We start from the raw sequence: 26,578 nt of genomic DNA on the forward strand, positions 1-26,578 counted from the left end.
CCAACGTCGCCCGAACACGCCTCACTTCATGTAAATCCACCAACCCACCATGCTCTTGATCAGCACGAACAGGAAGACCTAACGGAGTCCTACTAAGGGCTGTCCCGTAAATGATCTCCGAGCTGCCTCGGGAGTCGTTGGCCGTCGTGCGGGCCGCTCGTCTATCCGGCGAGGGCGAGGTTGTACATCCGGGCGATGCCGAGCATGGCGTGGTGGACTCCGTCGCCCTTGAGGCGGCAGTCGCGGAGGATCTTCCAGGTCTTCATACGCGCGAAGACGTGCTCGACGCGGGCGCGGACCTGCTTGTGGGACTTGTCCTGTGCTTCCTTCCAGTCCGGAAGGTCTTCGCCCTTGCGTCGGCGGTGGGGCATCACGAGCCCGGTGCCGGGATAGCCGCCGTCGGCGATCGTGAGTGTTCTGCCGACGGCGGCTTTGGCGCCGGATTCCTCCCATGCCTTGCAGTCGTTGCGGTTGCCGGGCAGGGGCTGGCCGACCACGACGACCAGGCGGGTATCGGCGTCGATGACGACCTGGTGGTTGGTCGAGTACCGGTAGTTCTTGGACTGCTCCGCCACCGCGTGGTCCCGGGTTGGGACCAGGGTGCCGTCCACGATGAGCACGGTGTCCTTGGCGAACCGCTTGCGGGGTTGGAGCGCGATCATCGGCCCCAGGTGGTCGATGATGCGGTCCGCTGCCGACTTGGACACCCCGAGGAGTGGGGCGAGCTGGCGCATTGTCAAGTTCGTGCGCCAGTACGCCGCGACCAGCAGAGACCGGTCCTCCAGCGGGAGGCTCCATGGCCGGCCCTTGCGGACCGCATCCGCACCCTCGCGCCGCAGTACGGTCACCAGCTTGCCGAACAGGCGAGGGCTCAGCCCGGTGAACGGGGCTATCCAGGACGGCTCCGAAGTCGTGATCACACCAGACACCGCGAGATCATTTCACTCGTCACCGGGCGTCCTCGTTCACGGCAGTTCTGGACGGTCTCACCGAACCTTGAGCAGCGCTCCTCACAGGCCCCGGTGACCTGACTCAGTCGAAGAGGGCAACGAGTCCATTCACCCAGATCGCGAGGAACACAAGGACCGCCGTCAGGCAGCCGACGCCCGCCAGCACACCGCCGACCGTCCACGGCTCGAAGGGCGCCTCGTACTCCCCTTCCAGGTCGTCCCGGTAGGAGGCGGGGTCGTCCCAGTCGACGGGGTGCCCCAGCTCCTCGGCGCAGGCGGTCCGCACCGCGACCAGCTGCCCCTTCGCGAAGGCAGTAACCGCCTTCGTCTCGGGGCCGTGCCAGGCGAGGGCCTTCATCCGCCACCCGGGAGACCCGTACCGCGCCTCGAAGGCGGCGGTCTCGTCGGCGTTCCGGTCCTCTTCGAGGTACATCCAGCGTCCAGCCTCGGCGGCGTCGCCGTAGAGCCGGTATACCTCGGCCAGACGACGGCGGAGCGTCAGGTCGTGTGGGAAGGACGAGATGAGACCGCGCAGGCGCTGGCGCGCGACGGGAACCCGGCCGGCGGCCAGGTCTGCATCGACTCGGGCAAGGGTCTCTCTCAGGGGCATGAATGCATGATCGGATACCGCACTGAACTACGTCGACCTGGTTTTGTCGCTCAGCACTCGCTCGCTCTCAACGGCATCTGCTGAACCTCACTGAGACGGGACACCGCCACTTACGGGACAGCCCTTAGCGGGACGCGTGACCGCCCGGACGGCCCCTGGAGCAGTGACCGGGAGGTTCACCGGGTTGTCGGGCTTTGGCTCGGGTTCTGGAGGAAGGCGATCAGAGCGGCTGTGAGCTCTGCGGGCGCGTCCTCTTGGACGAGATGCCCCGCACCGGCGATTGGTTCAAGTCGCGCGCCCGGGATGCGGGCTGCGAGCTCCCGTCCTTTCGCCACAGGGATCCAGGTGTCGTCCTCGCCCCAGCACACCAGCGTGGGGATGCCGATCTCGCCGTACTGCTCCTGCACCTCGTCGGTGTAGAGCTGGTCGGCCTGGGCGATCTGCCGGTAGAAGGCCGCCTGGCCGGGGTTGCCGAGCCAGGGCCGGACGAGCTGGTCGAGGACTGCCGGGTGCAGGCCTCGACTGCTGGCCGAAGTGACGTACTCGCGCACCAGGGCATGGTGCAGCGCGGGTGGCAGTTGCTCGAAGACCTCGGAGTGCTCCCCGACAAGCCGGAAGAACGGCGACCCCCACGGCGCCAGCGCGACCGGGTCGACCAGAGCGAGCGCGCGATAGCGGGCGCCGTGCAGCAGATGGGCCCGCAAGGAGACGGCGCCCCCGAAATCGTGTGCGACCACCAGGGGTTCCTTCAGGCCCCAGTGCGCAAGAAGCTCGGTGAAGACCCTGCCCTGGGCAGCCAGGGAGACATCCTGGCCGACGGACATCTCCGATGCGCCGTAGCCGGGCATGTCCCACACGAACACCTGGTGCTGGCGGGCGAGTGAGCGGGCGACAGCGCGCCAGACATACGAGGAGAAGGGTGTGCCGTGCAGGAGCACGACCGGATCCTGACCGGGTTGTCCCAGGCTTCCCCAACGGACGTCGCCCGACTTGCTGCGGAATGTCTCGGCCAACTGCCATTCACTCACGGGTGCTGTTCCTCTCGGCTGTGTTTCCTGCTCAAGCGGGTGATCCAACTGGGTTCAGTTCCGGACAGCGTGGTCACTGGCCGGTAGCGCTACGCCCGGACAGTGAATTCGTTGTACCTGGTCGCGCGGCAGCGGATGTGACGGTGCAATACCGTGGTCTGGACGGTGTGGGTGGGGTGATGGGAGTTGGCGAGAGTGAACTCCCGCAGCGGCCCGAAGGAGGCCTCGTTCGGCTTCGCCCGTGATTCACAGACCGGCTCTGCCACCGCACCTCCAGGCACCGATCGGATGTGACCTTTACATCCAACCTGGCGCCAGAGGTCGGCGGGCATCGTATTCGGACAAGCCATCGAGTTTCCAGAGCAGCGCCTTGCGGTCCCGCTGGACTCTCCCCTGCAGGTCGTCTTTCGCGAAGTCATCGATCATGCGGCATGAGCCTGCCATGGGCTGCTCATGGTCTCAAGATCGCGTACGTCGAGGTTGGCGACGACTGGCAGAGCCGAGGCCTGGCCATTGCCCCGCCCCGATCTGCTGCAAGAAGCTCGCGAAACTTGCCATGTGAGACAACCTCTCAGGGCTGTCCCGCAATGATCAGGAAGCCCCGTTCGCGGACATACACGCTTTGAGGAGCGGTCATGCGCCGCACCGAGCCGTCACGAGGTTCGTTCACCGAGGCCGAAGCCCCGTTGGACCCGCTGGCGGAGGCGCGTCACAAGGCTCGGGGCGCGACGACGGGCGCCGTGCTGCTGTTTCAGGTTCTGACCGAGCGCGAGGAGAAGAACAGCGTCGCGATCGCTTCGAACGAGAGTTTTAGTGGGTGGACGAAGACGTTCCCCGATCCGCGCCTCTGCGCGGCCATCGTCGACCGGCTGACTTTCAACGGCGCCATCATCCAGACCGGCACCGAGTCCTACCACCTCGCCCACACCAAGGCCCAAGCCGAACAAGCCGAGTCAGCTGACCGGGCGCCACACGGAAGGAGCCACCTGACATCCAGCCGAACCAGCGCGCCGTCCAGGAGCCGCCATGACGCTGAACCTGCGACGCGGGTCAAGCTATGAGCAGGCGGAGGCCGAGATCTGCCGCGTCGAGGTCGGCGAGGTCGCTGTTGCGCTCGGCCCACCGGCCGGAGTCGAGGTCGTCGCTGAGACTTCGCACCGCCCGCTGCTCGGCCTCCGGCCCGACCCTCGTCCACACCGACATCGCACGGCGCACGTGATCCTCCAGATACGCCCCCGGTCGGCGCCAGTACGCCTCGAACAGGCCGTCAGCGCAGTCCCACGGGATGGGCACCGGCTCGGCGCGGGCATCGATCGCGTCGGCCATCCCAGCAAGCGAGGGAAACTCTGCGAGGACGGCGGCGAACTCGGGCAGGTAGTCGCGGGTAAGCCAGAACCGGTCCTGCCATCCGGGCTCGTCGGTGTCGAACGTGAGCACCACCACGCGGCAGGCCACGCGCCGCATCTCGCGCAGCCCCGCTATCGGGTCCCCCCAGTGGTGAACGGTGGAGACGGCCATCGCAACATCGAAGGACTGGGCCTCGAACGGCAGGTTCTCCGCGGCGGCGGCCACGCACGGCGCCGAGCCAGCAGGCCGCTGCCCCCGCATGACCGCCGATGGCTCCACCGCGGTCACATCGCGATCAGCAGGCTCGTAGGAGCCGGTGCCGGCCCCGACGTTCAGCACCGTCTGCGCGTCGCCGAGCGCGTCCCAGATCCGCGCGGCGATCCGCGGCTCGGTACGCCGTGTCGCGGTGTAAGCGCCGCCGATCGCGTCGTACAGCCGTGCACCGAGCATCTCCAGTTGCTCCTCCGGTGTCACCATCAGTCCCTTCGCCCGTGCCTCAAGTTCTCTGTCAATGGCCGCCACCATGGCGTCAGCGCGATCGCGCCGCTCCAGCAGCAGGCCGCGCAGTCGGCGCAGGTGCGCGACCGCGTCGGTGGACGGGTCGCCGACCAGTTCCGCGACCTCCCGCAGCCCGAAGCCCAACCGCCGATAGGCCAGCACCTCCCGCAGCCGCTCCACATCGACCGCCGAATAGGCCCGGTACCCGGCCGGGGTCCGCGCCGACGGCCGAACGAGCCTGATCTCGTCATAGTGATGCAGCGTGCGGACGCTCACGCCGGCCAGCTCGGCTACGCGTCCCACGGTCCAGTGATCTTCCACGGCACCGACTATGCAGCCTGACGCCGCGTGAGGGTCAAGAGCCTCACTCACGGCAGCAAGAGCCGAACGCGAGGCAGCGGTCCGAGGCGACTCCTGCAAGCCAGAGCGCTGGTCCGGTTCGGCGAAGCCTGGAACCGGACGGAGTGGCCACGCAGCGGCCGAGTGACATCAAAAGTCACTGACATTGATCACGATGCCCGCCCCAGAATGACTCCCGAAGTCGCTCCGAAATGACTCCCTCAGAACCCGCGCTTGTGCAAGTAGGCGCAGATCGCGCGTGAGTAGCACGCCTTGTCCGCCAGGACCACGTCCGGCCCCGTACGGAGCCGTCCGCGGAGGCGTCGGAACACGCGGACATGCCAACACAGGGGCGAACGCGGGTGCGACGCCCACCGCGAGATCCGCCGATGACGTGGCCGACCGGTTCACCGCCCGGGGCCCCTCCTGCGGGCCCGGCGGCGTGCTGGTGAGCGCGAACCGTCGTAGAGTCCACCGACACGACCCAACCGAGGTCCTCGTCCGCATCGGCATGGGCGATCAGTGCAGTGAACACCCGCCCTCAAGTACCGTCCGTCTCGGGCTCACATCCGCAGCCGGTTGTAGGCGCCTTTCAATCCGCGCCCACTGCGCGTCAGTCAACGCCCTGTCCGAACCAGCGACCCGAGGATGCGCGTGCACGACGCCGTGGTGACGGCTGGATGAGACGGGCCTGCCCGGTGGCATTCCGGATGCGTTGCCCCGGCACCCGGAGTCGCCGTCGCACCATGCCGTCGGCCGGGAGCTGGTAGCGGGTATCGCGGACTGATTGCGGGCATCGGAACTGCTAGCGGACATCGGGAACTGATAGCGGGTCGGGAGCGGATAGCAGGTCGGACGCGCGCTGAGGGGCGGCCATGCGCTGCCTGGACGGGGGCTGGTCAGAGCGTCAGCGTCGCGGTCAGCAGGGCCCTGGCCGCGGTGCTGTCGCCGCTGATCCGCCGCGAGTCCATGGGCTGCCGCTTCCACAGGACGAGCAGCAGTTCGGCCGCGGTGGCCTCGACCTCGGCGGCAGCGGGACCTGAGGCAAGCGGCCGTGCCCGCGGGACATCTCCCGGCTGGATCAGCCAACCGTGCCCGGTGTCGGTGGTGCGCAGCGCCACGGAAGCCGGAAGCGGCTTCTGCTCGCTGCCTTGCCAGACCCTGGGAACCATCAGGGCGAACACCTCGTCCACGCCGTCGGCTGCGATCAGCGGATCCACGTACACCTCGGCCCCCGTGGCCAGCTGTGCGTCGACCAGGTGGACCGCCGTATCCATGGCCACGCGCCGGAACCAGAGCGCCGCCACCGCGTCTTCGATACCGAACGCCCAGCACGACGCTGCGGGATCGGCCTCGTCCAGGACCTCGAGGAGCGAGGCCGCCCCCTCCGCGTACCAGTCGGCGAGCTGTTCCCCGGCCGCCGGGGCGAACTCCTCCCGGCACAACTGACCGCTCCGCACCACCTCCGCCACCCAGCGGCTCGACTGGCCCAGATGGATGCCCAGGTCGTGCAAGCTCCAGCTGCCGCAGGTGGTCACCGGCGTGTCCGGGTCGGCGGTGCGCAGCAGCGGCTCGAAAGCGGCTGTCTGTTCTCGCAGAGCCTTCAGGTAGGTAGCGGTGTCCAGCGGCAGCGGGACGGGGTTCAGATGCACAGCGATCTCCAGCGGGGCGAGTGCCTGGTGGGGAGCTTGGTGCCGCTCCCAGAGCTTCGACGCCATTGAGGATGATGCTCAACATCCTGATCGCGGGACAAGCAGGCCCCGCTGGGTTCAGATTTACAAGCCTGGAGCGATGTTGCGCAGCAGCGGGAGCGCTCGCACGCCTCACCTGCCCCCGCAGCCGCCGGGGGCTGGTTGCGGGTCGGCCATCCCACGACGGCCATACGGGCTCGAACAAGCACCCCGCTCAAGCACGGACCTCACCCGGCCGGACGATCAGGCGGGTCAAATCCCGCTAGCTTTACTTCCACTATCCAGCTAGCCTCTCCCGCATGACTGACGAACAGCAGTTCCAGGTGCACGAAGTGTCGCCCTCCTACTGGAAGGTGACCTTCTCCAACGGCCCGATCAATCTCATCGACGTGGACACGATCGAGCAGCTGGCCGTTCTCGTGGACCGCATCGAGCAGGCTCCTGATCTGACCGTGGTCGTCTTCGAGAGCGCCAACCCCGACTTCTTCATGGCGCACTTCGACTTCCTGGCGGACGGGGCTCGCGTGGCGGCCATGGAGCCCGGCCCGACAGGACTCCATCCCTACTCGGACAACCTGATCCGTCTCGGCAAGGTCCCCGCTGTCACGGTCTCCGCGATCAAGGGTCGCGCCCGGGGCGCCGGTAGTGAGTTCGCGCTGGCCACGGACATTCGGTTCGCCGGCCCCCACGCCGTATTGGGTCAGTTCGAAGTCGGAGTCGGCGCCGTGCCCGGAGGCAACCCGACAGGGCGACTGGCGCGGATGGTCGGGCGAGGCCGCGCGATGGAGATTCTCCTCGGAGCGGACGACTTCACCGCGGAGCTGGCAGCCCAGTACGGGTACGTCAACCGTGTCCTCCCCGACGACCAGCTGGACGATTTCGTCGATGCCTTCGCGCGCCGCATCGCAGGGTTCGACAAGGTCGCCGTGTCCGAGACCAAGGCCCTCATCGGCGCGAGCGCCGGAATCCCGGACGAAGAGTTCGGATCAGCGCTCTCCGCCTACTTCCGCACAGCGGGACGTCCGGAGAACCAGCACCGCGTCCAGCGGCTGTTCGACCGCGGCCTGCAGAAGCCGGACGGCGTCGAGCTGGATCTCGGGAAGCAGGTCGCAGAGCAGGACTGAGCCCCGAAACCCAGCCCCGAGTCGGTGCGCAGCGGCGCGGGCTTCTTACGATGCCCGCGCTTCCGCGTGGCGTGTCGCCGGTGCGAGAGCTCCGCACGCCGGCGTTGGCCGCGGGCGGCGGCTCGCGATACGGCAACGACCACAGGCACGCGTCCACTGCGCGGCCGAGGGTTCAGGCCGGGGAGATGAAGATCCCCGGCACGCCCGCCTGCCCCCTACGCGAGCAGGTCGACGTCCGACGCCACCACCTCACGCGCGTCGTCATCGGCGATGAAGCCGACGTGGACCGACCGCCCGGTGGAACGCTGGCGCCGCAGCGCGGAGGGGCCCGAGGGGCGCGGCCGGTGACGGTCGCCCCACTGCTGCAGCGCGGCGAGCACCACCTGCAATTCCTCTCCGGCGGGGGTCAGGTGGTAGCTGTCGCGCTGCCGGCTTCCCGGGGCCTGGTAGGTCCGCTTGCGGAGCACTCCCGCGCCGACCAGGGTCTTCAGTCGCGTGCTGAGAAGGTTCGGCGCGATGCCCAGCGAGGCCTGGATCTCGGCGAAGCGGTGCTTCCCGCAGTAGACCTCCCGGATGATCAACAACGTCCACCGTTCGCCCAGCACCTGAAGGCTGCGTTCGATGGAGCAGGACGGCTCTTCATGCGCGTCGTCGGACATTCCGTCTCCCTCTACGTCACAGCAACCATGCGTTGGTCGCCAGTCTAGCTTGCATTTCGCAAGGCAACCCGGTCCCACGACGTCGGCGCCTCCCCTGCTACGTACGACGTCCCGAGCCACCGAGCCTCGACCCAACGCCGGGAGCCACTGACGGAAAACGTGCTCGGCTTCGCCCACGAGGAGGGCCGGCTCAAAGAGCTGTCCCGGTGGACAACGCTTCCGTTCTCCGCGGTGGTGATGGCTTTCGGCCTGTGGTGATACCAGAAGACGATGAAGACCTCGGAGTCCTCGTCACGGTTGGTCCGCCGCCCTGGTCGCCGCGGCCCTGGTCGCCGACACCCCCCTCGGCGCGTTGCAGAGGGCCCTGCCGGTGCTGCCGGAGGGCACCCGGTTGCATGCCGCCCAGAGCGAGGTCCTGCGCCTGCACGCCGGCGGAGCCACCGCTGAGCAGGCCGTGTGCGCTGGCCGGACAGCCCGGGTGCGAAGAAGTTCTGCTGGAATCCGAGCTCGTGATGACGCGCAAGCGTGGCTCGGCTCATTCGTCGAGCAGATCGGCGACGCGCCCGCCGAATCGTTTGTCCAGGTCCCCTTCTTCCGCTGCCACGCCGAAGCGCACCAGCCCATCTGCGTCCGTTCCATGCCCGGATCGGCGCGAGGCCGGCACCGACGCTCCGTGGTGTCGCTGCGGAAACTGGCCAGGCCGTCCTGCCCCTGACCCCTACGTCGCGCGGGCGCCGGGCCGCCATGGAGGCGAGACTTGGTGCCGTGCCGGTCTGGCCGGTCCGCTCACCGCGCTCCGCGCGTGGGGCCCGCCTTCCCCACCACCGTCACTCTCTCGGGAGAACGTCGCATCGGTCGGCGCTCGGCCCCGTCCGCTTCCGGGGTGGCACCGCCACTCCTTTCGCGCCGCCCTTCACGGCCGTCGCGCGCGGAACGGCGCTTGCTCACGGCATGAATCGTCAGCGCCAGCGCCCCCACTGCGAGGCTGATCATTCCCGCGAGGACCATGGCTGACCAGCCGCATGACGCGAAGAGCGCGATGGCGACGGCGGAGCCGATCGCTCCCCAGGCGAACTGGAAGAAGATGTAGACGGTGTTGAGGCGGGCGCGCAGGGCGGCGGGCCCGGTGAAGACCCGGGCCTGGTTGGCCACTTGCGCGCTGGTGGTGCCGTAACCGAGCAGATTGGCACCGACGACGAGGGCTACGACGGAATCCGCGCCCAGCAGGAAGACGACGAACGCGGAACCCGCGGACACGAGAGCGACGCCATTGACGGCGTCCGGGCCGTAGCGGTCGGCGAGCCGGCCCGAGTAGCGGGCTGCCAGGGCGCCGGGCACGCTACCGAGACCGAAGAGCCCTGCGGGGGCCGGCCCGAGTCCCAGGGGCCCCTCGGACAGGTGGAAGGCCAATGTCGCCCAGAACGCGGAGAAGGCCGCGAAGCCGGCCGCGCCGAGGACCAGGGACAGGCGCAAGGATGAGTGACGGACGATGAGCGGCGGCATCGACGCGAGCAGCTTCAGATAGCTGGTCCTGTCCTGTCCGGTGCCCGGCCGGCGTTCCGGCATGTACCTGGGCAGGACGAACAGCAGGGCTGCGGTCGCGACCGCGGCGGCGAAGTAGCCCGATCGCCACGTACCGGTGGCTTCGGCGAGGGCTCCGGACGCGGCACGGGAGAGCAGCGCCCCCAGGGTCAGTCCCATCCCGACGGCCCCCAGAGCCCGGCCGGCCTGGCCGGGCCGTGCCATCGAGGCGGCGGTCGGCATGATGACCTGTGGCAGCACGGTGGTCATGGACAGGACGAGGGTCGCCATGGCCAGCAGGCTGAGCGAGGGGGCCAGCGCTCCTGCGAGCAGACCAAGCGCGGTGATGACGAGCAGGACCCGCGAGAGCCCACGCAGCCGTACGCGGTCGGCGAGCGGGACAACAGCGACGATGCCCAGCGCGTAGCCGATCTGGCCGGCTGTGGCGACGATGCCCGCTGCCGAGGATGCGGGACGCGCCAGGGCGGTCGATCTTCTGCCTCGGCGCCGGATGGGGCACACCCGACCCCGTCGACGCCGACATCCGCCGCGTCCGCTCCGAGCTGGCTGCGGACGGCCTGGTCACCATGGCGCTGGGGCTGCGCGGTCCCGACGACACCAGCATGGACACCGTCGCCCGGGAGCTGGAACTGGCGGAGGTACTCGGCCTGCGCACCAGCCTGCATATCGCAGCCGAGGGGACAGTCACCGAACTGCGCAAGCACGGTCTGCGTCGGGACACCACCACCTTCGTGCACGCCAACGGCATCAGCGACGAACAGCTGCGGATGCTCGCCGACGCGGGCAGCTCACTGTCGGTCAGCCCCGACGTCGAGCTGAAAATGGGGTTCGGATCGCCGGTGACCGGCCGGGCACTGGCCGCGGGTCTGCGCCCCACGCTGTCCGTCGACGACGTCCCGTCGGTCGCCGGCGACATGTTCTCCACCATGCGTACCGCCTTCGCCGCGCAGCGCGGTCTGGACGGCGGCCTGCGCTCCGGTGACCTCCTGGAGTTCGCCACCGTCGATGCCGCCCGGTCGTGCGGGCTCGACACCCGAACCGGCAGCCTCACGCCTGGCAAGGACGCCGACATCATCCTGCTGCGCGCCGACGACTTGACCGTCTTCCCGGTCACCGACCCCGTCGCCACCGTCGTCAGCGCAGGTCATCCCGGCCTCGTGGACACGGTCCTCGTCGCCGGCAATGTCGTCAAACGTGACGGCGTACTGGTGGGCGTGGACTTGGCCGCGCTGAGGACCCAACTGCTGGAATCCCGCAACCGGATCGCGGAGGCCGCCGGCATCCCGCTCGACGACACCTGGCGCCCCCGGCCGGAATCGGCGTAGAAGCATGGGGCTGCGCACGTCAGAGACGTGGCCTCTCAGCCGTTACGGGGGGGCGGGCGTTCGGGCAGAGGCGGTGAGAAGGCGACGTGAGTGCGCGGCCGAGACGCCCGCCCCCGAATCCGCAGGCTCGCAGCGGCACGTACGCTCACCGGCACATCGTTGCACCTCGGTCAGCCCTGAGAGTGCGGGCCGTTGTCGTCGAGTGCCGCTCGGAGCCGGCTGAGCCACTCTGTGCCGAGCCGACGCCCGTCGGGAAGCTGGTCGCCTCGATCCCAGCGCCAAGTCGTGATCACCGCCAGGACGAGCATCCGGCACTCGCGCAGCAAGTCCTGATCGATACCCGGATAGTGCTTGCCGACTTCGCCGGGCGCATGCGCGAGGTCGAATTCCACGGGCCCACGGCAACACGTCTCGAGGTCGATGAACAGCAGTCCGTTCCTCGTGGTGAGGACGTTGCCCGGATGGGGCTCACCGTGCAGCAGCTGCTCGGCGGCGCCGCGCTCGCCGATCGCTCGTCTCAGGTTGCGCAACGTGTCGCCGAGCAGCTGACGGTCCGCGTCTGCAAGCGCCGGAGTGTGCTCGCGGTTCGCCACCAGTTGCTGAGCCTGCTCGACGCGCACCGTGAAGTGCGGCGCCGCGACATCGAGTTCGCGCATGCCGGTATGCAGCCGCTCAAGCGCGTCGGCGTAGCCGGCTGGGGAGATCTCATGGGGTGTCAGGGGCTCGTAGTAGGTCCACAGCGTGACCACGAAGCCGTCACGCTCATGGACGCGTGGCTCCACTCGAGGCTCGAGAGCAGCCACAGGGCAACCGGATTCCGTGAGCCGCTGAGCGAGTTCGATCTCGAACTGGGCGACCTGTTGCGCAACAGGGGCCACCCGGGCCAGGACGTCACAGGGCAGCAGACGCACAGTGAGCTTGTTCGAGTCCTGGAGAACGATCGCGTCGTCGACCGTCAGGCCAAGTGATGAAGCGGTCGCCATGGCCGCGACCACCGCACGCGAGCGCTCCGACGCCTGCATCGTCGCCAGGCCCCTCTCCCCCGGGTACTGCCATGACTCTCCGTGCGGTGCAACCTGCGCACCCTACCAAGGCCGCAGGGGCACTTCCCGGCCGCGCCCGCGCGGCCGGGAGCGGTTGCAGGCGGACCGTTCGGGTCAGCTCCGTAGTGACGACAGCGCGGCGGCGACTCGCTCGACTGCCTCGTGCGGGGTCGAGGCGTGCGGGGAAAGCCTCAGCGAGTCGGTACGCACCGTCGCGGTGACCCCCTCGGCCTGCAACGCCTTGGCGACGAGGAGGGGATCCTGATCCGGCAGCGCGAAGGAGAGGATGCCGGCGCGCCGCGACGGCTCGGCCGGGGACAGGACGCGGCCGCCGGACCGCTCGACGACCTCGACGAGTTCGGCGATCCGCGCCGCGATCACGGTCTCGATCGCCGCGACGGAGTGCCGTTCCACGAGGCCCAACGCGGCCGCGAACGCCGCCGCCGCCACCGGGCTGAGGTGGGTGATCGACCAGCGCCGGGCGTCCACGGCGGGCGGATGCTCCGTGCCGTCGAAAAGGCCGGCCTCCTCGACACCGGTCCAGCCGGTGAGAACCGGCTCAAGGGAGTCAAGCGCCCGGTCGGACAGAGTCGCGAAACCTGTGGACCAGCCCGCGCGCAGCCACTTCTGGCCGCCCACGACCAGCACGTCGGCCGCCTCCCATGCCATGTGTGTCACGCCGAACGCCTGGATGGCATCCACGATCAGCAGCCGATCCGGCCCGATCGCCTCGCGCAGCGCCGCCAGGTCCGCGCGGTCTCCGGTGCGGAAGTCCACAGCGCTGACGGACACCGCGACGGTGTCGTCCGTCAGCGCGCGGACCAGGTCCGGGCCGATGCCCTCGCCGGGCGCCGGGTCGAGCCAGCGTGGCGTGACCCGGCCCAGGTCCGCGGCGCGGCGCCACGGGTACTGGTTGGAGGGGAAGTCGGTGCGTGGGGCGAGGACGACGCCCTCGCGGATGCCAAGGGCAGCATGGAAGAGGCCGGTTGAGGCGTTCGGCAGGAGCACGGTGTGCCGGGCGTCGGTACCCACCAAGCGGGCCGCGCTCTCCCGCGCCGCCTGATCGGCCTGCATGAGGCCGTCCACGGTGCTGTGATCGGGCCGGGCGGACTCCTCCGTCGTACGCGCCGTGGCCGCCACGACCTCCCGCGACGGCGGCCCGAAGCGTGCGAAGTCCAGGTACCCGGCGGGTGCGTCAAAATGGGCTGCGTATGACGTGAGCACGGGGCTCTTCCTTCCGAGACGGACCGATCGAGCGGAGCATGCGGCTACCGCATCGGGCCACGACCCCACGCATGCACCGGCTCACCTCATCGGCGGCGAACGTGCCGCCCCGCTCCCCCATACGGTACGGCGCTCGAGTACGAAGGCATCGGCATCCCCCCTAAAACCACCTTGCACCGGTCATGGTGGATGCCGCCTGGCGCATGCCGGCGTCCGCGGCGTGCGGCGTTGTTCCGCGGGTGTCACGGTGAGGCAACACCACGCCGGCGCCCGGCGCCGGAGCGCCATGACAGACGCATCATCTGAGTCCGGGAGGACGCGACGGGCGGCCGGGGCAATGGAGTTCACAGTCGGACGGATCAGACGGCGGGGGCAGCTCGGTCTGACAGCGGGGCTCATCGGGCTGGCCGGAGGTCTGGTGTGGTTCGCCGTCGGCGACAGCGTCGACGGTCCGCTGGCGTGACGCTGTACGGGGCCATGGCGTCGCTCACGGGGGCCGCGCACTTGTGGAAGGCGCGGCGGCCGTTCCGGCTGCGCGTCGACGGGTTCGGGATCACACTCCACGACGCGGAACTCGCCTGGGAGCAGATCGACCGGGTTGCCCTCTGGCATCCGCCCAACACCGGTGAGAACAGCGTGGACACCAAGCCCCCCAAGCCGCACCTGCGACTCTGGACGGCGAGGAGTCGTCGCCCAGCCCGGCTCGAACCGCCCGCAGCACGCTGAAGCTGCGGGCGAAGACCTCGCACACCAGTACCTGGTCGCGGATCAGCCAGCCTCAACGGCCCCACCGCATGGAGCACGGCGTTCGCCAGCAGCTCGCCGATGATCTGCTCGGCCGCGGGCACCAGCCTTTCCAGACCCCAGTCCACCAGTGCCCGCACTGCCGTCGCGCGGACGCCCCCGACGGCGGACGGGTCGGCGTCCAGTTCCCACTCCCTGACCTGGTCCGGACGGAGGGATCGGGTCCGGGCCAGGAGCACCATGACATCGTCGGCCTGCTCGCCGGCCGGAACGGTGCCGACGACCGCCGAGCGGAGGTCCTCCAGTGGGGCCCCTGGCCGCTGGGTCAGTGCGCCGCGGAGACGCTCCAGCCCGAAGTCGATGTCACGGTCACGGGTCTCGACGAGACCGTCGGTGTACAGGACGAGCGTGCTGCCTTCACTCAACTCAATCTCCACGTGCTCGCAGATCTGCCTGCCCACACCGAGCGGTGCCCCGGCGGGAATGTCCAGCAGCGTGACGGCACCGGAGGGATCGACGAGTGCGGGCGGCGGATGGCCCGCCCGTGCGGCGTAGCACCGCCGGGTGACCGGGTCGTGGACGATGTAGAGGCAGGTGGCTCCGCTGATGGTGGTGGGCATGGCCTTCGATTCGAAGTCCTCGGCCGCCAGCCGGGTGAGCAGGCCGTCGAGGTGGGCCAGCACCTCGGCGGGGGCAGGTCCAGGGCGGCGAGTGTGAGCATCGCGGCGCGAATCCGTCCCATGCCCGCCGCGGCGCTGATGCCGTGGCCGACGACGTCGCCGACCACCAGGGCGATCCGCGCACCGGACAGCTCGACCGCGTCGAACCAGTCGCCACCGACGCCGCCGCGCCGGTCGGTGGGCAGATAGCGCCACACCACGTCGAGGGCGTTGCCGCCGCTCGGATTTCGTGGCAGCAGGTCGCGTTGCAGTGCCAGGGCCGCAGTGTGTTCGCGGGTGTAGCTGCGCGCGTTGTCCAGGCTCAGTGCCGCCCGGCTGACCAGTTCCTCGGCTACTACGCGGTCGTTCTCGTCGAACGGAACCGGATTCTCGGTGCGCACGAGCACCGCGACGCCCAGAATCTCGCCCCGGGCGTGGATGGGTATGACCAGCAGGCTGTGCATCCCGAGCGAGATGATCCTCTCGCGTCGGCCCGGGTCGTGGTCCAGCCACGATCCCGGTGACATGTCCAGGACGGCCTCCAGGTGGGATCGGCCGGTGTCCAGGACCTTCAAGAAGGGCGAGTGCGGGGGGACGAGGACCGGCTCGCCGCGCGCCCACAGCGATTCCGGGGTGCCCGCGTGGATCGACGCCATGCCCCCGCGGTGAAATGCCGGGACGGCGCCGGACCCGGTGGTGCCGAGCCGTGCGAGGGGTTCGTCGCCCAGTTCGGCCGCGTCCGCCAGGTCGACGGTCGCGTAGTCCGCCAACGCGGGCACCAGGACGTCGGCCAGATCCTGGGCGGTCTGCATGATGTCGAGCGTGGTGCCGATGCGGGTGCCCGCCTGGCTCAGCAGGGTGACCCGCTCCCGCGCTCTCCGTGAGGTGGTGACGTCGACGTTCGTGGAGCACACACCGGGCTCGCCGTCGCGTGCGTTCTCCACCGGGAACACCGACAGTGCGTAGGTGTGGCGCCAGCGACGGTCCCGCTGGTCGAGTTCGCGGTCGATCACCGGTACGCCGCTCTTCAGAACCTGCCGGAACAGGGCCGTGACCTGTTCGGTGTCCGCGTACAGCGGTGACTCCTGCAACGGCTTGCCCAGCCGCTCCGGCCAGGAGGGCCCGTATGCACGTGCCAGGGCCGCGTTCAGCCACACCATGCGCAGCTCGGAGTCCCAGACCGCCGTCGGGAAGGGACTGTTCTCCGCGACGGACACCGCGGGCGTCGATTCCGCCGCTCCGAGCAACGAGACCAGCCAGTCCACCGTCCCGTCCGGCCCTGGAAGCGCGGACACTCGCATACTCACCTGCACGGCGCGCCCGTCACCATGGCGCAGAAGCGTACGTCCGGACCATTCGCGGGCGAACCAGCTCTCGGCTTCGCGGGCATCTTCTTACGCTAGGTCTGCCGTCCTGCGCCTGCGAAGCGGCCCGGCGTGCCGTGGGCCGCGCTGTGAGTCTGGAGCCCGGTGACAACCAGTAGCACAGCGATGACGCGGGACCTCGCTGCCCCGTGCGCCCCCACGAGCGACCCAGGGGGCTTGCTGACCGAGCGTGAAGCGAAGGTCGCTGGGGGGATCGGCGACGCCTTGATCGGGGCGCCGCGCTGACGACGGTGCCCCGACGGACCAGGGCGGGGTGGAACGAGGCGGGCCGGCCGACGCAGATCGGGCGGCGGAGCAGGCCCGGGATGGCGACCCGTTTCCGGGCGAATGAGCAGGCCCGGTGCCGTTGCACTCGCAGATCGCGCCTATCATCCGCAACGTCCGACGTGACCTGGGATATACCCTTTGGCGCCTGGTTGCGCGTAACCTGGCCGACTGCCCTCGCACCCGGCGCAGCGGCAGCGGGGCACGTCACATCGATCGTTCAGGAGACCCATGCAACCCCGGATAGCCTCCCTCCCGCCCGTCGCCCTGGCGGGCGGTGCGCTGACTGTCGGCATCGGCGGGCTGTATCTCACCACTCTGCTGTTGACCGGCGGCGAGATCGAGGCGGGCACGACGGTGCGCGGCGTGGACATCGGGGGCCTGACCCGCGCGGAAGCCACCCAGAAGCTGGAGCGGCACCTGCCGGCCACCGGCCCGCGACAGCTGGCGGTGACGGTCGGCGAGCGCAAGGGCGCGGTCGATCCGCAGCAGGCGGGGCTGTCGTTCGACATCCCGGAAACCCTGGATCGGGCCGCGTCCACCGGCAAGGATCCTGTCAGCCTGTTCGGCGGGCTGTTCCGCTCGGGCGGTGACGTCGAGCCGGTCGTACGCATCGACAAGGACAAGGCCCGTGCCACCCTCGGGAAGCTGGCCACGACGCTCGACCAGCAGGTCCGCGACGGCGCCGTCTCCTTCGACGGCGGCCGTGTCGAGCAGACCGCGCCACGCACGGGATACGCGTTGAACGTGGACGCCGCCGTAGACGCCCTGCGTGCCCCGTTCCTTCGCGGCGCGACGGAGTCGGTCACAGTGCTACCCACACGCGAGACCAAGCCGAAGGTCACGGCGGAAGAGGTACGGCGGGTGGTGCGCACGTTCGCGCAGCCGGCGATGTCGGCACCGGTCACGCTCACAGCGCACGACAAGCGATTCACGATCACCCCGGCCGTGCTGGGCGAGCACCTGACGCTGCGGCCGGACGAGACCGGCAAGCTCACGCCGGCACTCGACAGCAAAGGCCTGCGCGCCACGCCCGAGGTGGCCGGCGCCCTGAACGCCCTCCCCGCCACCCCTCACAACGCCCGCCTGGGGCTCGAGGGCGACAAGGTGGTGGTGGCCGCCGACGCCGGCGCCGGCGTGGAGGTCACCGACAAGGCACTGGGCAAGGCCGTCCTGCCCCTGCTCACCAAGTCGGGCGCCGCCCGCGCCGGCGAGGTGGAGACACGGGAGATCCAGCCGGAGGTGACCCGTGAGAACGCGGCCGGCCTGGGACTGACCGAGAAGTTGTCCTCCTTCACCGTCAACTTCGAACCCGCCGCATACCGCACGACGAACGTCGGGCGAGCCGTGGAACTCATCAACGGCTCCGTCGTCATGCCGAACGAGACATGGAGCTTCAACCGCACCGTAGGCGAGCGCACCGAGGCCAACGGATTCGTCGACGGCATCATGATCCTCGACGACAAGTACACCAAGGCACCCGGCGGCGGGGTCTCCGCCGTGGCCACCACGGTCTACAACGCGATGTTCTTCGCGGGCGTCAAGCCCGTCGAGCACGGTGCCCACTCCTTCTACATCGAGCGCTACCCCGAGGGCCGCGAGGCGACGGTCGCCTGGGGAAGCCTCGACCTGAGGTTCACCAACGACTCCGGCAGGGCCATCTACATCCAGGCCGAGTCCACTGACACCTCGGTGACCATCAGCTTCCTCGGCACGAAGAAGTACGACGAGGTCACCTCGGTCAAGGGACCGCGCACCAACGTGCAGCAGCCCGCCAGGAAGGTGAGCCACGACAAGGAGTGCGTGCCGCAGACACCGCTCGAGGGCTTCGACGTCACCGTGGAGCGGATCTTCCGCGACAACGGCCAGGAAGTGCGGCGGGAGCCGTTCCGCACGCACTACACCCCTCGTGACGAGATCGTCTGCGAGGCGGCCGCCGACCAGGATGCGGACTGAGCCTGGCCCGTTCCCTCATTCGCCGGGCACCGGCGCGCATGCGGGCCCCTGAGGTTCAAGGCGGGCAAGGCCTTCGACAGCGATCTGCGATCAGTAGAAGTGAGGTCTTCTCAGCGGTTTTCACTTCCAGATTCCGTTGAGGACGAGGGCGCCGCGGGCGATGTCGCCGATCCGGCTGGGGCTGAGCGTGACGTACTGCAGGGTGCGCCATCGCTGCTTGAGCTCGGCGGCGGTACGCCCTCTCCGAGCGCCCGGACGTCTAGCAGCAGGGTGTGAACATGCGGACGCCCGCGCCGATGTGGCCCTTGTCCGCCAGGGTCGGCAGGCCGTCGGCCGCCACCTTGTAGAGCGCTGGCAGGGCATGAATGCGCGCGGTGGTGATGTCTGGGGTGGAGCCGGGCTCGACGTCGGAGACCCACAGCGGGGTGCCGTCCGGGGCGGACAAGAACTGGATATTGCCGCCGAACGCCTTGTGTCTTTGACTGAACCACAGGTCGTTGCCGGTGTCGCGGACGCCGGCCAGCCGGTCCGATGCGATCAGCGTGCCGTCCAGGATCACATGGGTCATACCTTCTCGCTGACAGCGGCTCAGGACTTCGTGCAGGTCCGGGGCCTGGTCGGCGTTGCGTCTGTCCGCAAGGACGACTGAGCGTGCCGGAGTAACGGCCCGCTCAGCTGCCGACTTGCGTACGCGTGAAGACGTGGGAGCGGCCGACCGGGGTGAAGCCACGGCGGGCGTACCAGGTGTGTGGCCAGTCATGGGGATCGGCCAGGAGGAAGACCAGGCCGCAGCCCGAGACGTGCTGCAGGGCGGTGGCGAGGACGATGTCCGCGTAGCCGCGCCGGACGTGGGTGTCGGCGGTGACGACGTCCTCGATCTGGGCGATCCCCTGGGCCGGGTCGAGGTAGACGTCGGCCCAGGAGCCGACAGTGCCGTTCTCGTCGCGGACGGCGAGGAAGCGGACCTGGTCGGCACCGCCGAGCCGGGCTGTTCGGCGGTCGGCAAGCTGGTGGACGGTAGCGTCCTCGGCCTGGGGCATCCAGACACGAAGCTGGCGGAGCAGAGCGGGTCGCAGGTCGGCGAGGGCGACCGTCTGTGCGGGCGAGTCGAGGACGGTGACAGAGCCGGAAAACGTCATGATGAGCTCGGTCTCGTGGGCGTAGCCGGCTGCGGTGAGCACGGGTGCACAATCGGTGCCCACGGCGTCGTCGAGGACCGTTATCCGGCGGTGGCGCAGGTGGCCAAGAGCAGTCTCGGCCAGAGCCGGGAGCTCGGAGGGAGCCGACATTCCTTCGATGACGAGCTGGTTGTGTTCGTGGGAAGCCGCGTACTCCTGATCGAGGACCACCACGCCACCGGGAACCTCGGTCACCACAGCGGCCTGATGCCGGGCAAAGGACGAGCGGAAGGCCGCGATGCGCTGGAGATCCATGGCTGACATGCGGTCAGTCTATGGATCGATGACACCTGGATGATTATCGTTGAGGAAACCTCAGTGATCAGTGATCGGTGATCAGTGGGCACCAGGGAACGCGCTCTCCGCCCAGTCGGCGAAGCTGGTCCAGGCAATCTCCGGATGGGCCGCATGCAGAGCGGGGACGTCGACCTGGTAGCCAGGCCCGTTGAGAAACGTCCACATCGCGTGCATGTCCGGATTGCTGATCTCCTCCAGCGGTACGTACACGTGCTGGACCTCTCGTCCCACGGCTGCACTCAGGGCGGTTGCCATCTGCGCCGGGGTCGGCGCATCGCTCGCCAGCTCGATTCGCTTCCCGACATACGGGCCGGGGTTGAGCAGCACCTCGGCGGCGAAAGCACCGTGGTCGGGACGGGCCAGCTGCTGCAAGGGCCGCTCGGAGGGAAGCGGCAGATCGAGCATCCCGGCGAGGATGCGTTCTGCTCCGCCCAGGGCGTTGTCGTAGAAATACGTCGGCCCCAAGATCGTATGAGGGACTCCGCTGGAAGCCAGCTCGGCTTCAATTCGAGCCTTGCTGTCGAAGTGCGGTACACCGCTTCCCTGGTCGGCGCCCGCTACCGAGCTGAACACCACATGCGGTACGCCCTTCTCGTCGGCGGCAGCCAGGATTGCCTGCCCCTGGGCAACCTCGGCGTCCAGGCCGGCCTCGAATGGCGTGGTGTACGCGAAGACCCCCGCCACCCCATCCATCGCGGCGTCAAGGGATCCACGATCACTCAAGGAACCCGCCACAAGGTCGGCGCCCTGCTCGGCAAGCCGGCGCGCGGAGCTCCGCTCGGGGTCCCGAACCATCGCCCGCACCCTGGCGCCGCGAGCCAGCAATGCCTCAGTCACGGCCCTCCCCTGCCCACCGGTGGCGGCCAGTACCAAAATGGGCGCATCACTCATGAGAGAACTCCTCTATCCCCGGTCCGCAGTTGTGAACCGTCAGCGGATACACCCCACCGTATTCGTTCACGACGGACAGCACGCGCATTGCACGACCGCGCGGACGTATTCGTGGTTGGGTATGCGGCCTCTCCTTGATACGCCAGAGGATGCCACTGCTTTAGTAGGTGTTTTTGTTCCCTGGCCGCGAGCTGCGCATACCTGGATGATCTGGGGTGTGGGGGCTGGTGGGACGGCTCGGCGGTACTGCCGGGAGTGTGGTGATCCGCTGCCGCAGACGATGGCGGCGGAGGCGGTGTTCTGCTCGGGTCGTTGCAGGTCACGGCGGTGGCGGAGGCTTCAGCGAACCCGGCAGCGTGTGGCCGCGATGCAGCGGGGAGAGCAGGCTGAGTGCCCGGTGTGCGGGCGGTCGTGGACGGCGGGGGTGGAGCGGTCGAGGGCGGCGGTGTACTGCTCGGACCGTTGCCGGGTGCGTGCCTGCCGTCAGCGGCGGGCGTCGCGGAACGGCGTTACGGAAACGCCGTAGCCGAACGCCTCGCGAACAACTCGAACACCTCTTGTTCTGCCGGGTAGTTGGGAGCCAAGCCGGTGCGCTTCGAGCGCCCCTGGTTCACGCTCTGCCCCGGCGTGTCGCGCGCGCGTCACGGTGGACGGTGACCGGGGCTTGCGCCCCTTTGACCGGTCACGTCCTGGTGGCCGGGCCGGGCCCGGGCGAGGGCGGTGGTCTTCATGACCGATGTGGCCGACCGGATTGGGAACGTCACCCGGCAGCGTTACGAACAACTCGTCACCCAGGCGAAGGAACTGATCGCGCAGATCGCCCGCTCGCAGTTCGCCCTGGGCGACATGGCGTTGGAGATCGAGCCGATGCGGTCGGTGGGCGGTTCGATGCCGAACGGTGCGGACGACCTGTTCACCGTGACGGAGTCGTTGCAGATGTTCGCGGACGACATCGGCGTTGAGCGCCGGACGGTGGAGGACTGGCGCTACACCGCCAACCGGTGGCCGGAGGGGCGCCGCAAGGAGGGTGTGTCGTTCACTGTTCACCGCATCCTGGCGTCGGTGGCGGACGAGGATGAGCGGTGGGCGGCGATCGAGGACGCGCCGTTCAACCCGCGTACCGGGGCTCGGCAGTGGACGCCGGACGGCGCGAAGCGGGTCGTCGGCCAGCGGGTCGACCGGCCGGTCACGGTGGATGAGAAGGTCCAGGCCGTGGCCGACCTGACCCGGGATGACGAGGTCGCAGCCCAGGTCGCCACCGACCTGCTGAAGCGGCCGGCGGTGACCGAGCATGTCACCTCGGCCGAGAGGGTCCGGGTCGTCACGGAGCTGACCAGGGACGACACCGTCGCCAAGGAGGTCACCACGAGTCTGCTGCGGCGCCCGGCCGTGGCCCGGACGGCCATGCGGGACGACACCACCCGGATGCTCGTCAACCGCGCGCAGTTCGACAACTCGGCCGAGACCCGTGACCGGATCCGGGAGCGCACTCCGGCCGTCCGCGCGATCGAGCACACCATCGAGTACCTCGACCTGGTTGGCTCCTGCCACGGCTTCGTGGCCACGCTCGGCCGCCTGGTCCCGCAGCTGCGCGGGCAGGAGTTCACCGAGGACGAGCGCGAGACCGTGCGCCGTCAGATCGGCCGTGTCCGCGCAGCGGCGGACTGGCTCGAAGGAGCCCTCGACAACGGCGAGTTCACCCTGGACGAGCAGCTGGTCCAGCTACTCAAAGGCGAGGAGTAGCCGTGCCGCGACGGCGGGAGGCTAGGCCGCTGGCCGAGCACTACGGCGACCTGGTCCGCGTCGCCCTGATGGAAGCACGCCCCGCGGGCCTGCACACCTACCAGCTCATGGCCGCCACCCGTCTGACCCGCTCGCAGGTCGGCCGCGGTATCCGGCACGTCCGCGATGTAGTCGCCGCGGAGAACCTGACACCGATCACATGGACCCGCAGGGACGGGTTCATGTTCTCCGACGACCCCGCGGACTGGATCGAGTACGACAAGCGGCAGTTCCTGCAGATCCTCGGCCGCCTCACCCGGGTGATCACGGGCACGCTCGACCCGCACCTGGCCCGCTACCCCGACGACGAATGGGCCCAGCTCGCCACCGCCCAGCTCACCGGGGTGCGGGCCACCCTCGCCCAGCTCTCCAAATAGCCCCTGCCCACCGCCGATCACCTCTGCCGAGTCCGCCATGCCCGCAGCTTCCCGTCGCCGCCGCTATCCGTCCGATACCTCCGTCGCCGAATGGGCCCTTCTCGAACCTCTCCTGCCGGTGCCGGCCTGCCAGACCAAGACCGGCGGCCATCCGGAGAAGTGGCCGAGGCGGGAGATCGTCGACGGCATCCGCTACATCGTCGACAACGGCGCGAAGTGGCGGGCTCTGCCTGCGGACTTTCCCCCGTGGGAGACGGTTTACGGGTTCTTCTGGCGGTGGAACCGGGCCGGGGTCGTCACCTACATCCGTGATCAGCTCCGCCGCAGGATCCGTACCGGAAAGGGTCGCTGCCCGCACCCGGTGACGCTGATCGTGGACTCCCAGTCGGTCAAGGGAGCATCCACCGTCGGCCGCAACAGCCGCGGCTACGACCCCGCGAAGAAAATCAACGGGCGCAAGCGACATATCACCGTGGACACGCTCGGCCTGCCCGTGATGATCACGGTGACGCCCGCCGACATCCAGGACCGCGACGCTGCCCGCGACGTGTTCTGGCGGCTGCGGCTCACCCAGCCGCAGATCACCCAGATCTGGGCCGACCGCGGCTACGCCGGCGACCTCGTGGACTGGGCCCGCGAACGCCTCTGGCTTACCCTGCGCATCGTCTCCCGCCCCAAAGGCACCAAAGGATTCGTCGTCCTGCCCCGCCGCTGGACAGTCGAGCGCACGATCGGCTGGTGCATGAACGCCCGCCGCAACGCACGAGACTACGAACGCCTGCCCCAGCACTCCGAAGCCCACCTGAACTGGGCACTCGTCACCATGATGACCCGGCGCCTCACCCGCAAAAGTCCCCGAACGAGTCAGTGGACCCGGAAGACGCCGACAGCTGGATGACGGTGGTCCTACTCGGCGCCGGCCTCCGACCTGTCGTCCGTCCCGTGCTGGCGCCGCCTCTTATTGACCCAGTCGTGTATGGCCTCGATGAGTGCGTCGCAAGGCGTGTGTCCCGCGGCCTCGGTGAGCGCTTCGAATCACTAGGACACCGGCAGCGCCAGCTGCCGCCGGACGACGCTGACCACCGAGTCTTCAGCCGTACTGGCTGAAGAGCGCTTGAAGGTACTCCTCCAAGCGCTGGGCGAGAACGGCTGGTGTCAGATCTTCCCTCCCGAGTTCCCGCCAGGGCTCGGCGACCTTCTCCGCGTCCGGTGCGAAGGCCAGCGCATCCAGCACACGCCAGTACAGGTGATCAGCAGGGTCGTCGCTGAGCGTTCCACCGGCTGCGACGTAGTGATCCGCAAGCCGCATTCCGACGGGCACTCCGTGAAGCAGAGCAAGCGCAGTGGAGCAGTGGGCCACGTCCAGGTCAGCGGGTCCCCAGGAGGTCTCCACCCAGTCCACGACCCCCGTGATCGTCAGATCGGCTCCTTCTCCCGCGAAGAGCACGTTCCCGGGGTGGAAGTCCCGGTGCAGGAAGCAAGGCCGGTAGGCCGGGGGCAGCTGTCGGATCACCTCCACGGCACGCTGCCACACTTCCGGCTGTTTCGAGTTCTCGGGAAGCCGCACCCGCTCTGGGCTGGTCCACGCCTGATAGGTGCGCGGCCGGGCTCCTTCTGGAACGAGGAACCCGTGGATTGCCACCAACTGCCGGGCAAGGAGCTCTGTTTTCCGCTCGACGTCCTCCCCGTCCAGTCTGAGACTCCCTGGAAGCAACGACATCAGCAGCGACGGATGGTCGCAGTGCTCCGCTGCCGCATCAACGCCATGAAGACGAGCGGCCGGCACGTTCGTGTCCGCGAGCAGACGGAGGATGTCCGCTTCCCGCGTCAGCAGTCCCAGGGCATGCCTTACGAAGAACGGTTTGACGAAAGACCGAAGCACGAGGGAATACGGCTCACCTTCCCCCTCAACATCGAGGCGACGCATCTGCGATGTCCAGCCCCCTCGCAACGCCGCCACAGCACAGACTCGGTCTCCAGGACGAAGACTCCGCTCCACCCATACACGGGTCCTGGACCCGCCTAGGTCATCGATGCCAGTCTCCACAACCGCCGCGCTCTCGCCCTCAGCCATGCCGACAGCCTAATGATCACGAACGAGCGGCCTGAGGCGAACCTTCAAAAACACCTACTTACATAACGGCTAACACAATGCAGTGAGGCTCTTTCCAACCTCACGGCGTGGCAGGCTGCTGAACTTGATTGGGTGATGTCGGCGCCATTCGTCTGACGGCTACCGCTCAGCAGGGCGGCGGATTGACCGACGCCGGAGGGCGGCGCGGGAGCGGATCCGGTTGCAGGCCGTGGCGCCTCGGAGTGAGGAACCGGGAGATTGCTGCCGGTCTGCGAATTGACGAGCGGCCGGTGGAGCGGTGGCGCCGCCAGTGGCGCGACCGGCACGCGCCCCTCTGGTCCACGACTGGGCTGATCGGCCGGCTGTTCGACTTGTCGTACACGGTGGAGGGGACGTGGCGGCTACTGAGGTGGCACGGCTGGTCGTAGCAGCAACCGGCCCGCCGGGCGAACAGTGTTCCTCGCGATCCCCAGCTTCCTCGCGATCGCCCGAACCGGCATCTGCTCGGCCCGGTGAAGCCGACGGATCTCCGCCCAGTCCTCCACGCTGATCACCACTCCTCCCGGCCTGACTCAACGAGCCAGGCCCCTGGAGGGGGTCAACTTTCAAGCGTCGCCGCTGGTCCACTTTTCAGCCGTCGCCGACAACCCTGCTCCGCTCCGGCCTGGGCAAGGCCCGCTGGGTCGTAGGGCGCACGTTCGCGTGGCTCAATGGATTCAAACGCGGAGGGTGGCCGGCGCAGGATCCTGGGACCCCAACGGTGGGCTACGCGGTCAGGGTTGCATCGTTCTCGTAGGCCCTCGGGTTCGGCGTCGAGTGGCTGAGCCTCCTTGGTAGGGTGCGCCGATGTCATCGATCAAGCAGTTCCAAGTCACGTTCGACTGCGCGGAACCTGAGCGTCTCGCTCGCTTCTGGTGCGAGGTGCTGGGGTACGTCGTATCGCCGCCGAAGGGGTTTGCCGCTTGGGACGACTATCAGGCATCGCTGCCACCTGAGCAGCAGGACGCATGGTGTGCCTGCACTGATCCCTCGGGGGTGGGCCCGCGGCTGTACTTCCAGCGCGTGCCCGAAGGGAAGGCCGCCAAGAACCGACTGCATCTCGACGTGCGGGTCGGTACCGGACTCGTGGGTGAAGAGCGCCTCGCCGCGCTGGAGGCCGAATGCGCGCGGCTGGTCCCGCTCGGCGCGGAACACGTCCAGACGCTGTATGACGGCAATGACGCGTGTATTCCGATGCTGGACATCGAGGGCAACGAGTTCTGTCTGGACTGAGCATCTATTCAGTCGCGAAGAATCTGCCAGGTCCTCGTCCGTGCAACGTCCATGGACCGGATAGCCGCCGTCGGTGATCGTCTTGGTCTCTGCGGCGGCGGCCTTGCCCCCGTGGTAGGAGAAAGATTCAGGCTGTTACTGCCGTAGCTCCTGCTTGATCGACGAGATCGTCCAGGAGGGTGCGAAAAGGATGCCGGCTGCCGCATGGGGGGCCGAAGTGAACCGCCCCGGTTCGAATGGAGACTCGATTTTATGAAAGGATCGAGTCATGGCACGACCTTCCCGTTACCCGCTTGAGCTCCGCCGTCGTGCGGTGCGC

General features: G+C 68.7%; 22 protein-coding genes and 4 pseudogenes. 10 read left to right on the top strand and 16 right to left on the bottom strand.

Going from position 1 to position 26,578, the window contains the following annotated elements; translation table 11 throughout:
- Positions 1–161 precede the first annotated feature (161 nt).
- The 4 genes and pseudogenes from ACIHCM_RS36820 to ACIHCM_RS36835 all read right to left on the bottom strand — a co-directional run.
- A complete protein-coding gene (locus ACIHCM_RS36820) occupies positions 162–929 on the bottom strand; it encodes a transposase (RefSeq protein ID WP_399906207.1) in 768 nt (255 codons plus the stop codon).
- Positions 930–1,032: 103 nt separating this feature from the next.
- Entirely contained in the window at positions 1,033–1,560 is a 528-nt protein-coding gene (locus tag ACIHCM_RS36825) for a DUF6584 family protein (RefSeq protein ID WP_399906209.1), read from the bottom strand.
- 176 nt (positions 1,561–1,736) lie between these two features.
- Positions 1,737–2,588, bottom strand: coding sequence for an alpha/beta fold hydrolase (locus tag ACIHCM_RS36830; RefSeq protein ID WP_399906212.1), 852 nt, complete (start codon positions 2,586–2,588; stop codon positions 1,737–1,739).
- Between the two features lie 315 nt (positions 2,589–2,903).
- Positions 2,904–3,014, bottom strand: a pseudogene (locus tag ACIHCM_RS36835) (type I restriction endonuclease subunit M); the annotation flags it as partial.
- Positions 3,015–3,322: 308 nt separating this feature from the next.
- Here ACIHCM_RS36835 and ACIHCM_RS36840 point away from each other — a divergent pair.
- Positions 3,323–3,544, top strand: a pseudogene (locus ACIHCM_RS36840) (ATP-binding protein); the annotation flags it as partial.
- 94 nt (positions 3,545–3,638) lie between these two features.
- Here ACIHCM_RS36840 and ACIHCM_RS36845 read toward each other — a convergent pair.
- Together ACIHCM_RS36845 and ACIHCM_RS36850 are read right to left on the bottom strand one after the other, a co-directional pair.
- Entirely contained in the window at positions 3,639–4,736 is a 1,098-nt protein-coding gene (locus ACIHCM_RS36845) for a MerR family transcriptional regulator (protein WP_399906264.1), read from the bottom strand.
- 935 nt (positions 4,737–5,671) lie between these two features.
- Positions 5,672–6,490 carry a maleylpyruvate isomerase family mycothiol-dependent enzyme gene (locus tag ACIHCM_RS36850; protein ID WP_399906215.1) on the bottom strand — a complete coding sequence of 273 codons (819 nt, stop codon included), beginning with the start codon at positions 6,488–6,490 and terminating at the stop codon, positions 5,672–5,674.
- A 272-nt stretch (positions 6,491–6,762) separates the two neighbouring features.
- On the opposite strand from ACIHCM_RS36850, the gene ACIHCM_RS36855 reads away from it, so the two are divergent.
- Entirely contained in the window at positions 6,763–7,587 is an 825-nt protein-coding gene (locus tag ACIHCM_RS36855) for an enoyl-CoA hydratase/isomerase family protein (protein WP_399906218.1), read from the top strand.
- Between the two features lie 215 nt (positions 7,588–7,802).
- On the opposite strand, the gene ACIHCM_RS36860 is transcribed toward ACIHCM_RS36855, so the two are convergent.
- Together ACIHCM_RS36860 and ACIHCM_RS36865 are read right to left on the bottom strand one after the other, a co-directional pair.
- Entirely contained in the window at positions 7,803–8,246 is a 444-nt protein-coding gene (locus ACIHCM_RS36860; protein WP_399906220.1) for a winged helix-turn-helix transcriptional regulator, read from the bottom strand.
- A 786-nt stretch (positions 8,247–9,032) separates the two neighbouring features.
- Positions 9,033–10,289, bottom strand: a complete 1,257-nt coding sequence (locus ACIHCM_RS36865; RefSeq protein ID WP_399906223.1) for an MFS transporter — start codon at positions 10,287–10,289, stop codon at positions 9,033–9,035.
- On the opposite strand from ACIHCM_RS36865, the gene ACIHCM_RS36870 reads away from it, so the two are divergent.
- Positions 10,235–11,113: an amidohydrolase family protein gene (locus ACIHCM_RS36870; RefSeq protein WP_399906226.1), complete on the top strand. Its 879-nt coding sequence runs from the start codon at positions 10,235–10,237 to the stop codon at positions 11,111–11,113. The genes ACIHCM_RS36865 and ACIHCM_RS36870 overlap by 55 nt on opposite strands.
- Positions 11,114–11,283: 170 nt before the next feature.
- On the opposite strand, the gene ACIHCM_RS36875 is transcribed toward ACIHCM_RS36870, so the two are convergent.
- Both ACIHCM_RS36875 and ACIHCM_RS36880 read right to left on the bottom strand, forming a co-directional pair.
- Entirely contained in the window at positions 11,284–12,135 is an 852-nt protein-coding gene (locus ACIHCM_RS36875) for a phosphotransferase enzyme family protein (protein ID WP_399906229.1), read from the bottom strand.
- Between the two features lie 135 nt (positions 12,136–12,270).
- Positions 12,271–13,296, bottom strand: a complete 1,026-nt coding sequence (locus ACIHCM_RS36880) for an aminotransferase class V-fold PLP-dependent enzyme (RefSeq protein WP_399906232.1) — start codon at positions 13,294–13,296, stop codon at positions 12,271–12,273.
- 421 nt (positions 13,297–13,717) lie between these two features.
- On the opposite strand from ACIHCM_RS36880, the gene ACIHCM_RS36885 reads away from it, so the two are divergent.
- Positions 13,718–13,843: a hypothetical protein gene (locus ACIHCM_RS36885; RefSeq protein ID WP_399906267.1), complete on the top strand. Its 126-nt coding sequence runs from the start codon at positions 13,718–13,720 to the stop codon at positions 13,841–13,843.
- Positions 13,840–14,106, top strand: coding sequence for a hypothetical protein (locus tag ACIHCM_RS36890; protein WP_399906270.1), 267 nt, complete (start codon positions 13,840–13,842; stop codon positions 14,104–14,106). The genes ACIHCM_RS36885 and ACIHCM_RS36890 overlap by 4 nt, the downstream gene beginning before the upstream one ends.
- A 299-nt stretch (positions 14,107–14,405) precedes the next feature.
- Here the strand turns inward: ACIHCM_RS36890 and ACIHCM_RS36895 are convergent.
- Positions 14,406–16,084: pseudogene (locus tag ACIHCM_RS36895) on the bottom strand (SpoIIE family protein phosphatase); the annotation flags it as partial.
- 579 nt (positions 16,085–16,663) lie between these two features.
- Between ACIHCM_RS36895 and ACIHCM_RS36900 the strand changes: the two are divergent.
- Positions 16,664–18,388 (top strand): VanW family protein, encoded by a 1,725-nt coding sequence (locus ACIHCM_RS36900; RefSeq protein WP_399906235.1) that lies wholly within the window; start codon positions 16,664–16,666, stop codon positions 18,386–18,388.
- Positions 18,389–18,647: 259 nt separating this feature from the next.
- On the opposite strand, the gene ACIHCM_RS36905 is transcribed toward ACIHCM_RS36900, so the two are convergent.
- The 3 genes from ACIHCM_RS36905 to ACIHCM_RS36915 all read right to left on the bottom strand — a co-directional run bounded on the left by ACIHCM_RS36905 (position 18,648) and on the right by ACIHCM_RS36915 (position 20,754).
- Positions 18,648–18,956 (bottom strand): transposase family protein, encoded by a 309-nt coding sequence (locus ACIHCM_RS36905; protein ID WP_399906238.1) that lies wholly within the window; start codon positions 18,954–18,956, stop codon positions 18,648–18,650.
- 103 nt (positions 18,957–19,059) lie between these two features.
- Positions 19,060–19,830: a GNAT family N-acetyltransferase gene (locus tag ACIHCM_RS36910; protein WP_399906241.1), complete on the bottom strand. Its 771-nt coding sequence runs from the start codon at positions 19,828–19,830 to the stop codon at positions 19,060–19,062.
- A gap of 72 nt (positions 19,831–19,902) precedes the next feature.
- Positions 19,903–20,754, bottom strand: coding sequence for an NmrA/HSCARG family protein (locus tag ACIHCM_RS36915; protein WP_399906244.1), 852 nt, complete (start codon positions 20,752–20,754; stop codon positions 19,903–19,905).
- A gap of 729 nt (positions 20,755–21,483) precedes the next feature.
- Here ACIHCM_RS36915 and ACIHCM_RS36920 point away from each other — a divergent pair.
- The 3 genes from ACIHCM_RS36920 to ACIHCM_RS36930 all read left to right on the top strand — a co-directional run bounded on the left by ACIHCM_RS36920 (position 21,484) and on the right by ACIHCM_RS36930 (position 23,811).
- Positions 21,484–22,497, top strand: coding sequence for a DUF6192 family protein (locus ACIHCM_RS36920; protein ID WP_399906247.1), 1,014 nt, complete (start codon positions 21,484–21,486; stop codon positions 22,495–22,497).
- A gap of 68 nt (positions 22,498–22,565) precedes the next feature.
- The gene (locus tag ACIHCM_RS36925) at positions 22,566–22,913 is read left to right on the top strand and encodes a hypothetical protein (RefSeq protein WP_399906250.1); all 348 of its coding nucleotides are present in this window, start codon (positions 22,566–22,568) and stop codon (positions 22,911–22,913) included.
- Between the two features lie 37 nt (positions 22,914–22,950).
- Positions 22,951–23,811, top strand: coding sequence for an IS5 family transposase (locus ACIHCM_RS36930; protein ID WP_399906254.1), 861 nt, complete (start codon positions 22,951–22,953; stop codon positions 23,809–23,811).
- Between the two features lie 192 nt (positions 23,812–24,003).
- Here ACIHCM_RS36930 and ACIHCM_RS36935 read toward each other — a convergent pair whose 3' ends face one another.
- A complete protein-coding gene (locus ACIHCM_RS36935) occupies positions 24,004–24,987 on the bottom strand; it encodes a phosphotransferase family protein (protein ID WP_399906257.1) in 984 nt (327 codons plus the stop codon).
- A 440-nt stretch (positions 24,988–25,427) separates the two neighbouring features.
- Positions 25,428–25,541: pseudogene (locus tag ACIHCM_RS36940) on the bottom strand (helix-turn-helix domain-containing protein); the annotation flags it as partial.
- Between the two features lie 292 nt (positions 25,542–25,833).
- On the opposite strand from ACIHCM_RS36940, the gene ACIHCM_RS36945 reads away from it, so the two are divergent.
- Complete coding sequence (locus tag ACIHCM_RS36945; RefSeq protein ID WP_399906261.1) at positions 25,834–26,259, top strand: VOC family protein; 426 nt, start codon at positions 25,834–25,836, stop codon at positions 26,257–26,259.
- Positions 26,260–26,578: the final 319 nt, after the last annotated feature.

It is taken from the genome of Streptomyces sp. NPDC052023 (genome assembly GCF_044548465.1).
Classification (GTDB): Bacteria; Actinomycetota; Actinomycetes; order Streptomycetales; family Streptomycetaceae; genus Streptomyces.

Excerpts from the sequence above, each read along its gene's own strand:
- ACIHCM_RS36825 (WP_399906209.1), bottom strand. The coding sequence starts at position 1,560 with ATGCCCCTGAGAGAGACCCTTGCCCGAGTCGATGCAGACCTGGCCGCC.
- ACIHCM_RS36850 (WP_399906215.1), bottom strand. The coding sequence starts at position 6,490 with ATGGCGTCGAAGCTCTGGGAGCGGCACCAAGCTCCCCACCAGGCACTC.
- ACIHCM_RS36855 (WP_399906218.1), top strand. The coding sequence starts at position 6,763 with ATGACTGACGAACAGCAGTTCCAGGTGCACGAAGTGTCGCCCTCCTAC.
- ACIHCM_RS36860 (WP_399906220.1), bottom strand. The coding sequence starts at position 8,246 with ATGTCCGACGACGCGCATGAAGAGCCGTCCTGCTCCATCGAACGCAGC.
- ACIHCM_RS36870 (WP_399906226.1), top strand. The coding sequence starts at position 10,235 with ATGCGGGACGCGCCAGGGCGGTCGATCTTCTGCCTCGGCGCCGGATGG.
- ACIHCM_RS36875 (WP_399906229.1), bottom strand. The coding sequence starts at position 12,135 with ATGCAGGCGTCGGAGCGCTCGCGTGCGGTGGTCGCGGCCATGGCGACC.
- ACIHCM_RS36885 (WP_399906267.1), top strand. The coding sequence starts at position 13,718 with ATGGAGTTCACAGTCGGACGGATCAGACGGCGGGGGCAGCTCGGTCTG.
- ACIHCM_RS36900 (WP_399906235.1), top strand. The coding sequence starts at position 16,664 with ATGCAACCCCGGATAGCCTCCCTCCCGCCCGTCGCCCTGGCGGGCGGT.
- ACIHCM_RS36905 (WP_399906238.1), bottom strand. The coding sequence starts at position 18,956 with ATGACCCATGTGATCCTGGACGGCACGCTGATCGCATCGGACCGGCTG.
- ACIHCM_RS36910 (WP_399906241.1), bottom strand. The coding sequence starts at position 19,830 with ATGTCAGCCATGGATCTCCAGCGCATCGCGGCCTTCCGCTCGTCCTTT.
- ACIHCM_RS36915 (WP_399906244.1), bottom strand. The coding sequence starts at position 20,754 with ATGAGTGATGCGCCCATTTTGGTACTGGCCGCCACCGGTGGGCAGGGG.
- ACIHCM_RS36920 (WP_399906247.1), top strand. The coding sequence starts at position 21,484 with ATGACCGATGTGGCCGACCGGATTGGGAACGTCACCCGGCAGCGTTAC.
- ACIHCM_RS36925 (WP_399906250.1), top strand. The coding sequence starts at position 22,566 with ATGGAAGCACGCCCCGCGGGCCTGCACACCTACCAGCTCATGGCCGCC.
- ACIHCM_RS36930 (WP_399906254.1), top strand. The coding sequence starts at position 22,951 with ATGCCCGCAGCTTCCCGTCGCCGCCGCTATCCGTCCGATACCTCCGTC.
- ACIHCM_RS36935 (WP_399906257.1), bottom strand. The coding sequence starts at position 24,987 with ATGGCTGAGGGCGAGAGCGCGGCGGTTGTGGAGACTGGCATCGATGAC.
- ACIHCM_RS36945 (WP_399906261.1), top strand. The coding sequence starts at position 25,834 with ATGTCATCGATCAAGCAGTTCCAAGTCACGTTCGACTGCGCGGAACCT.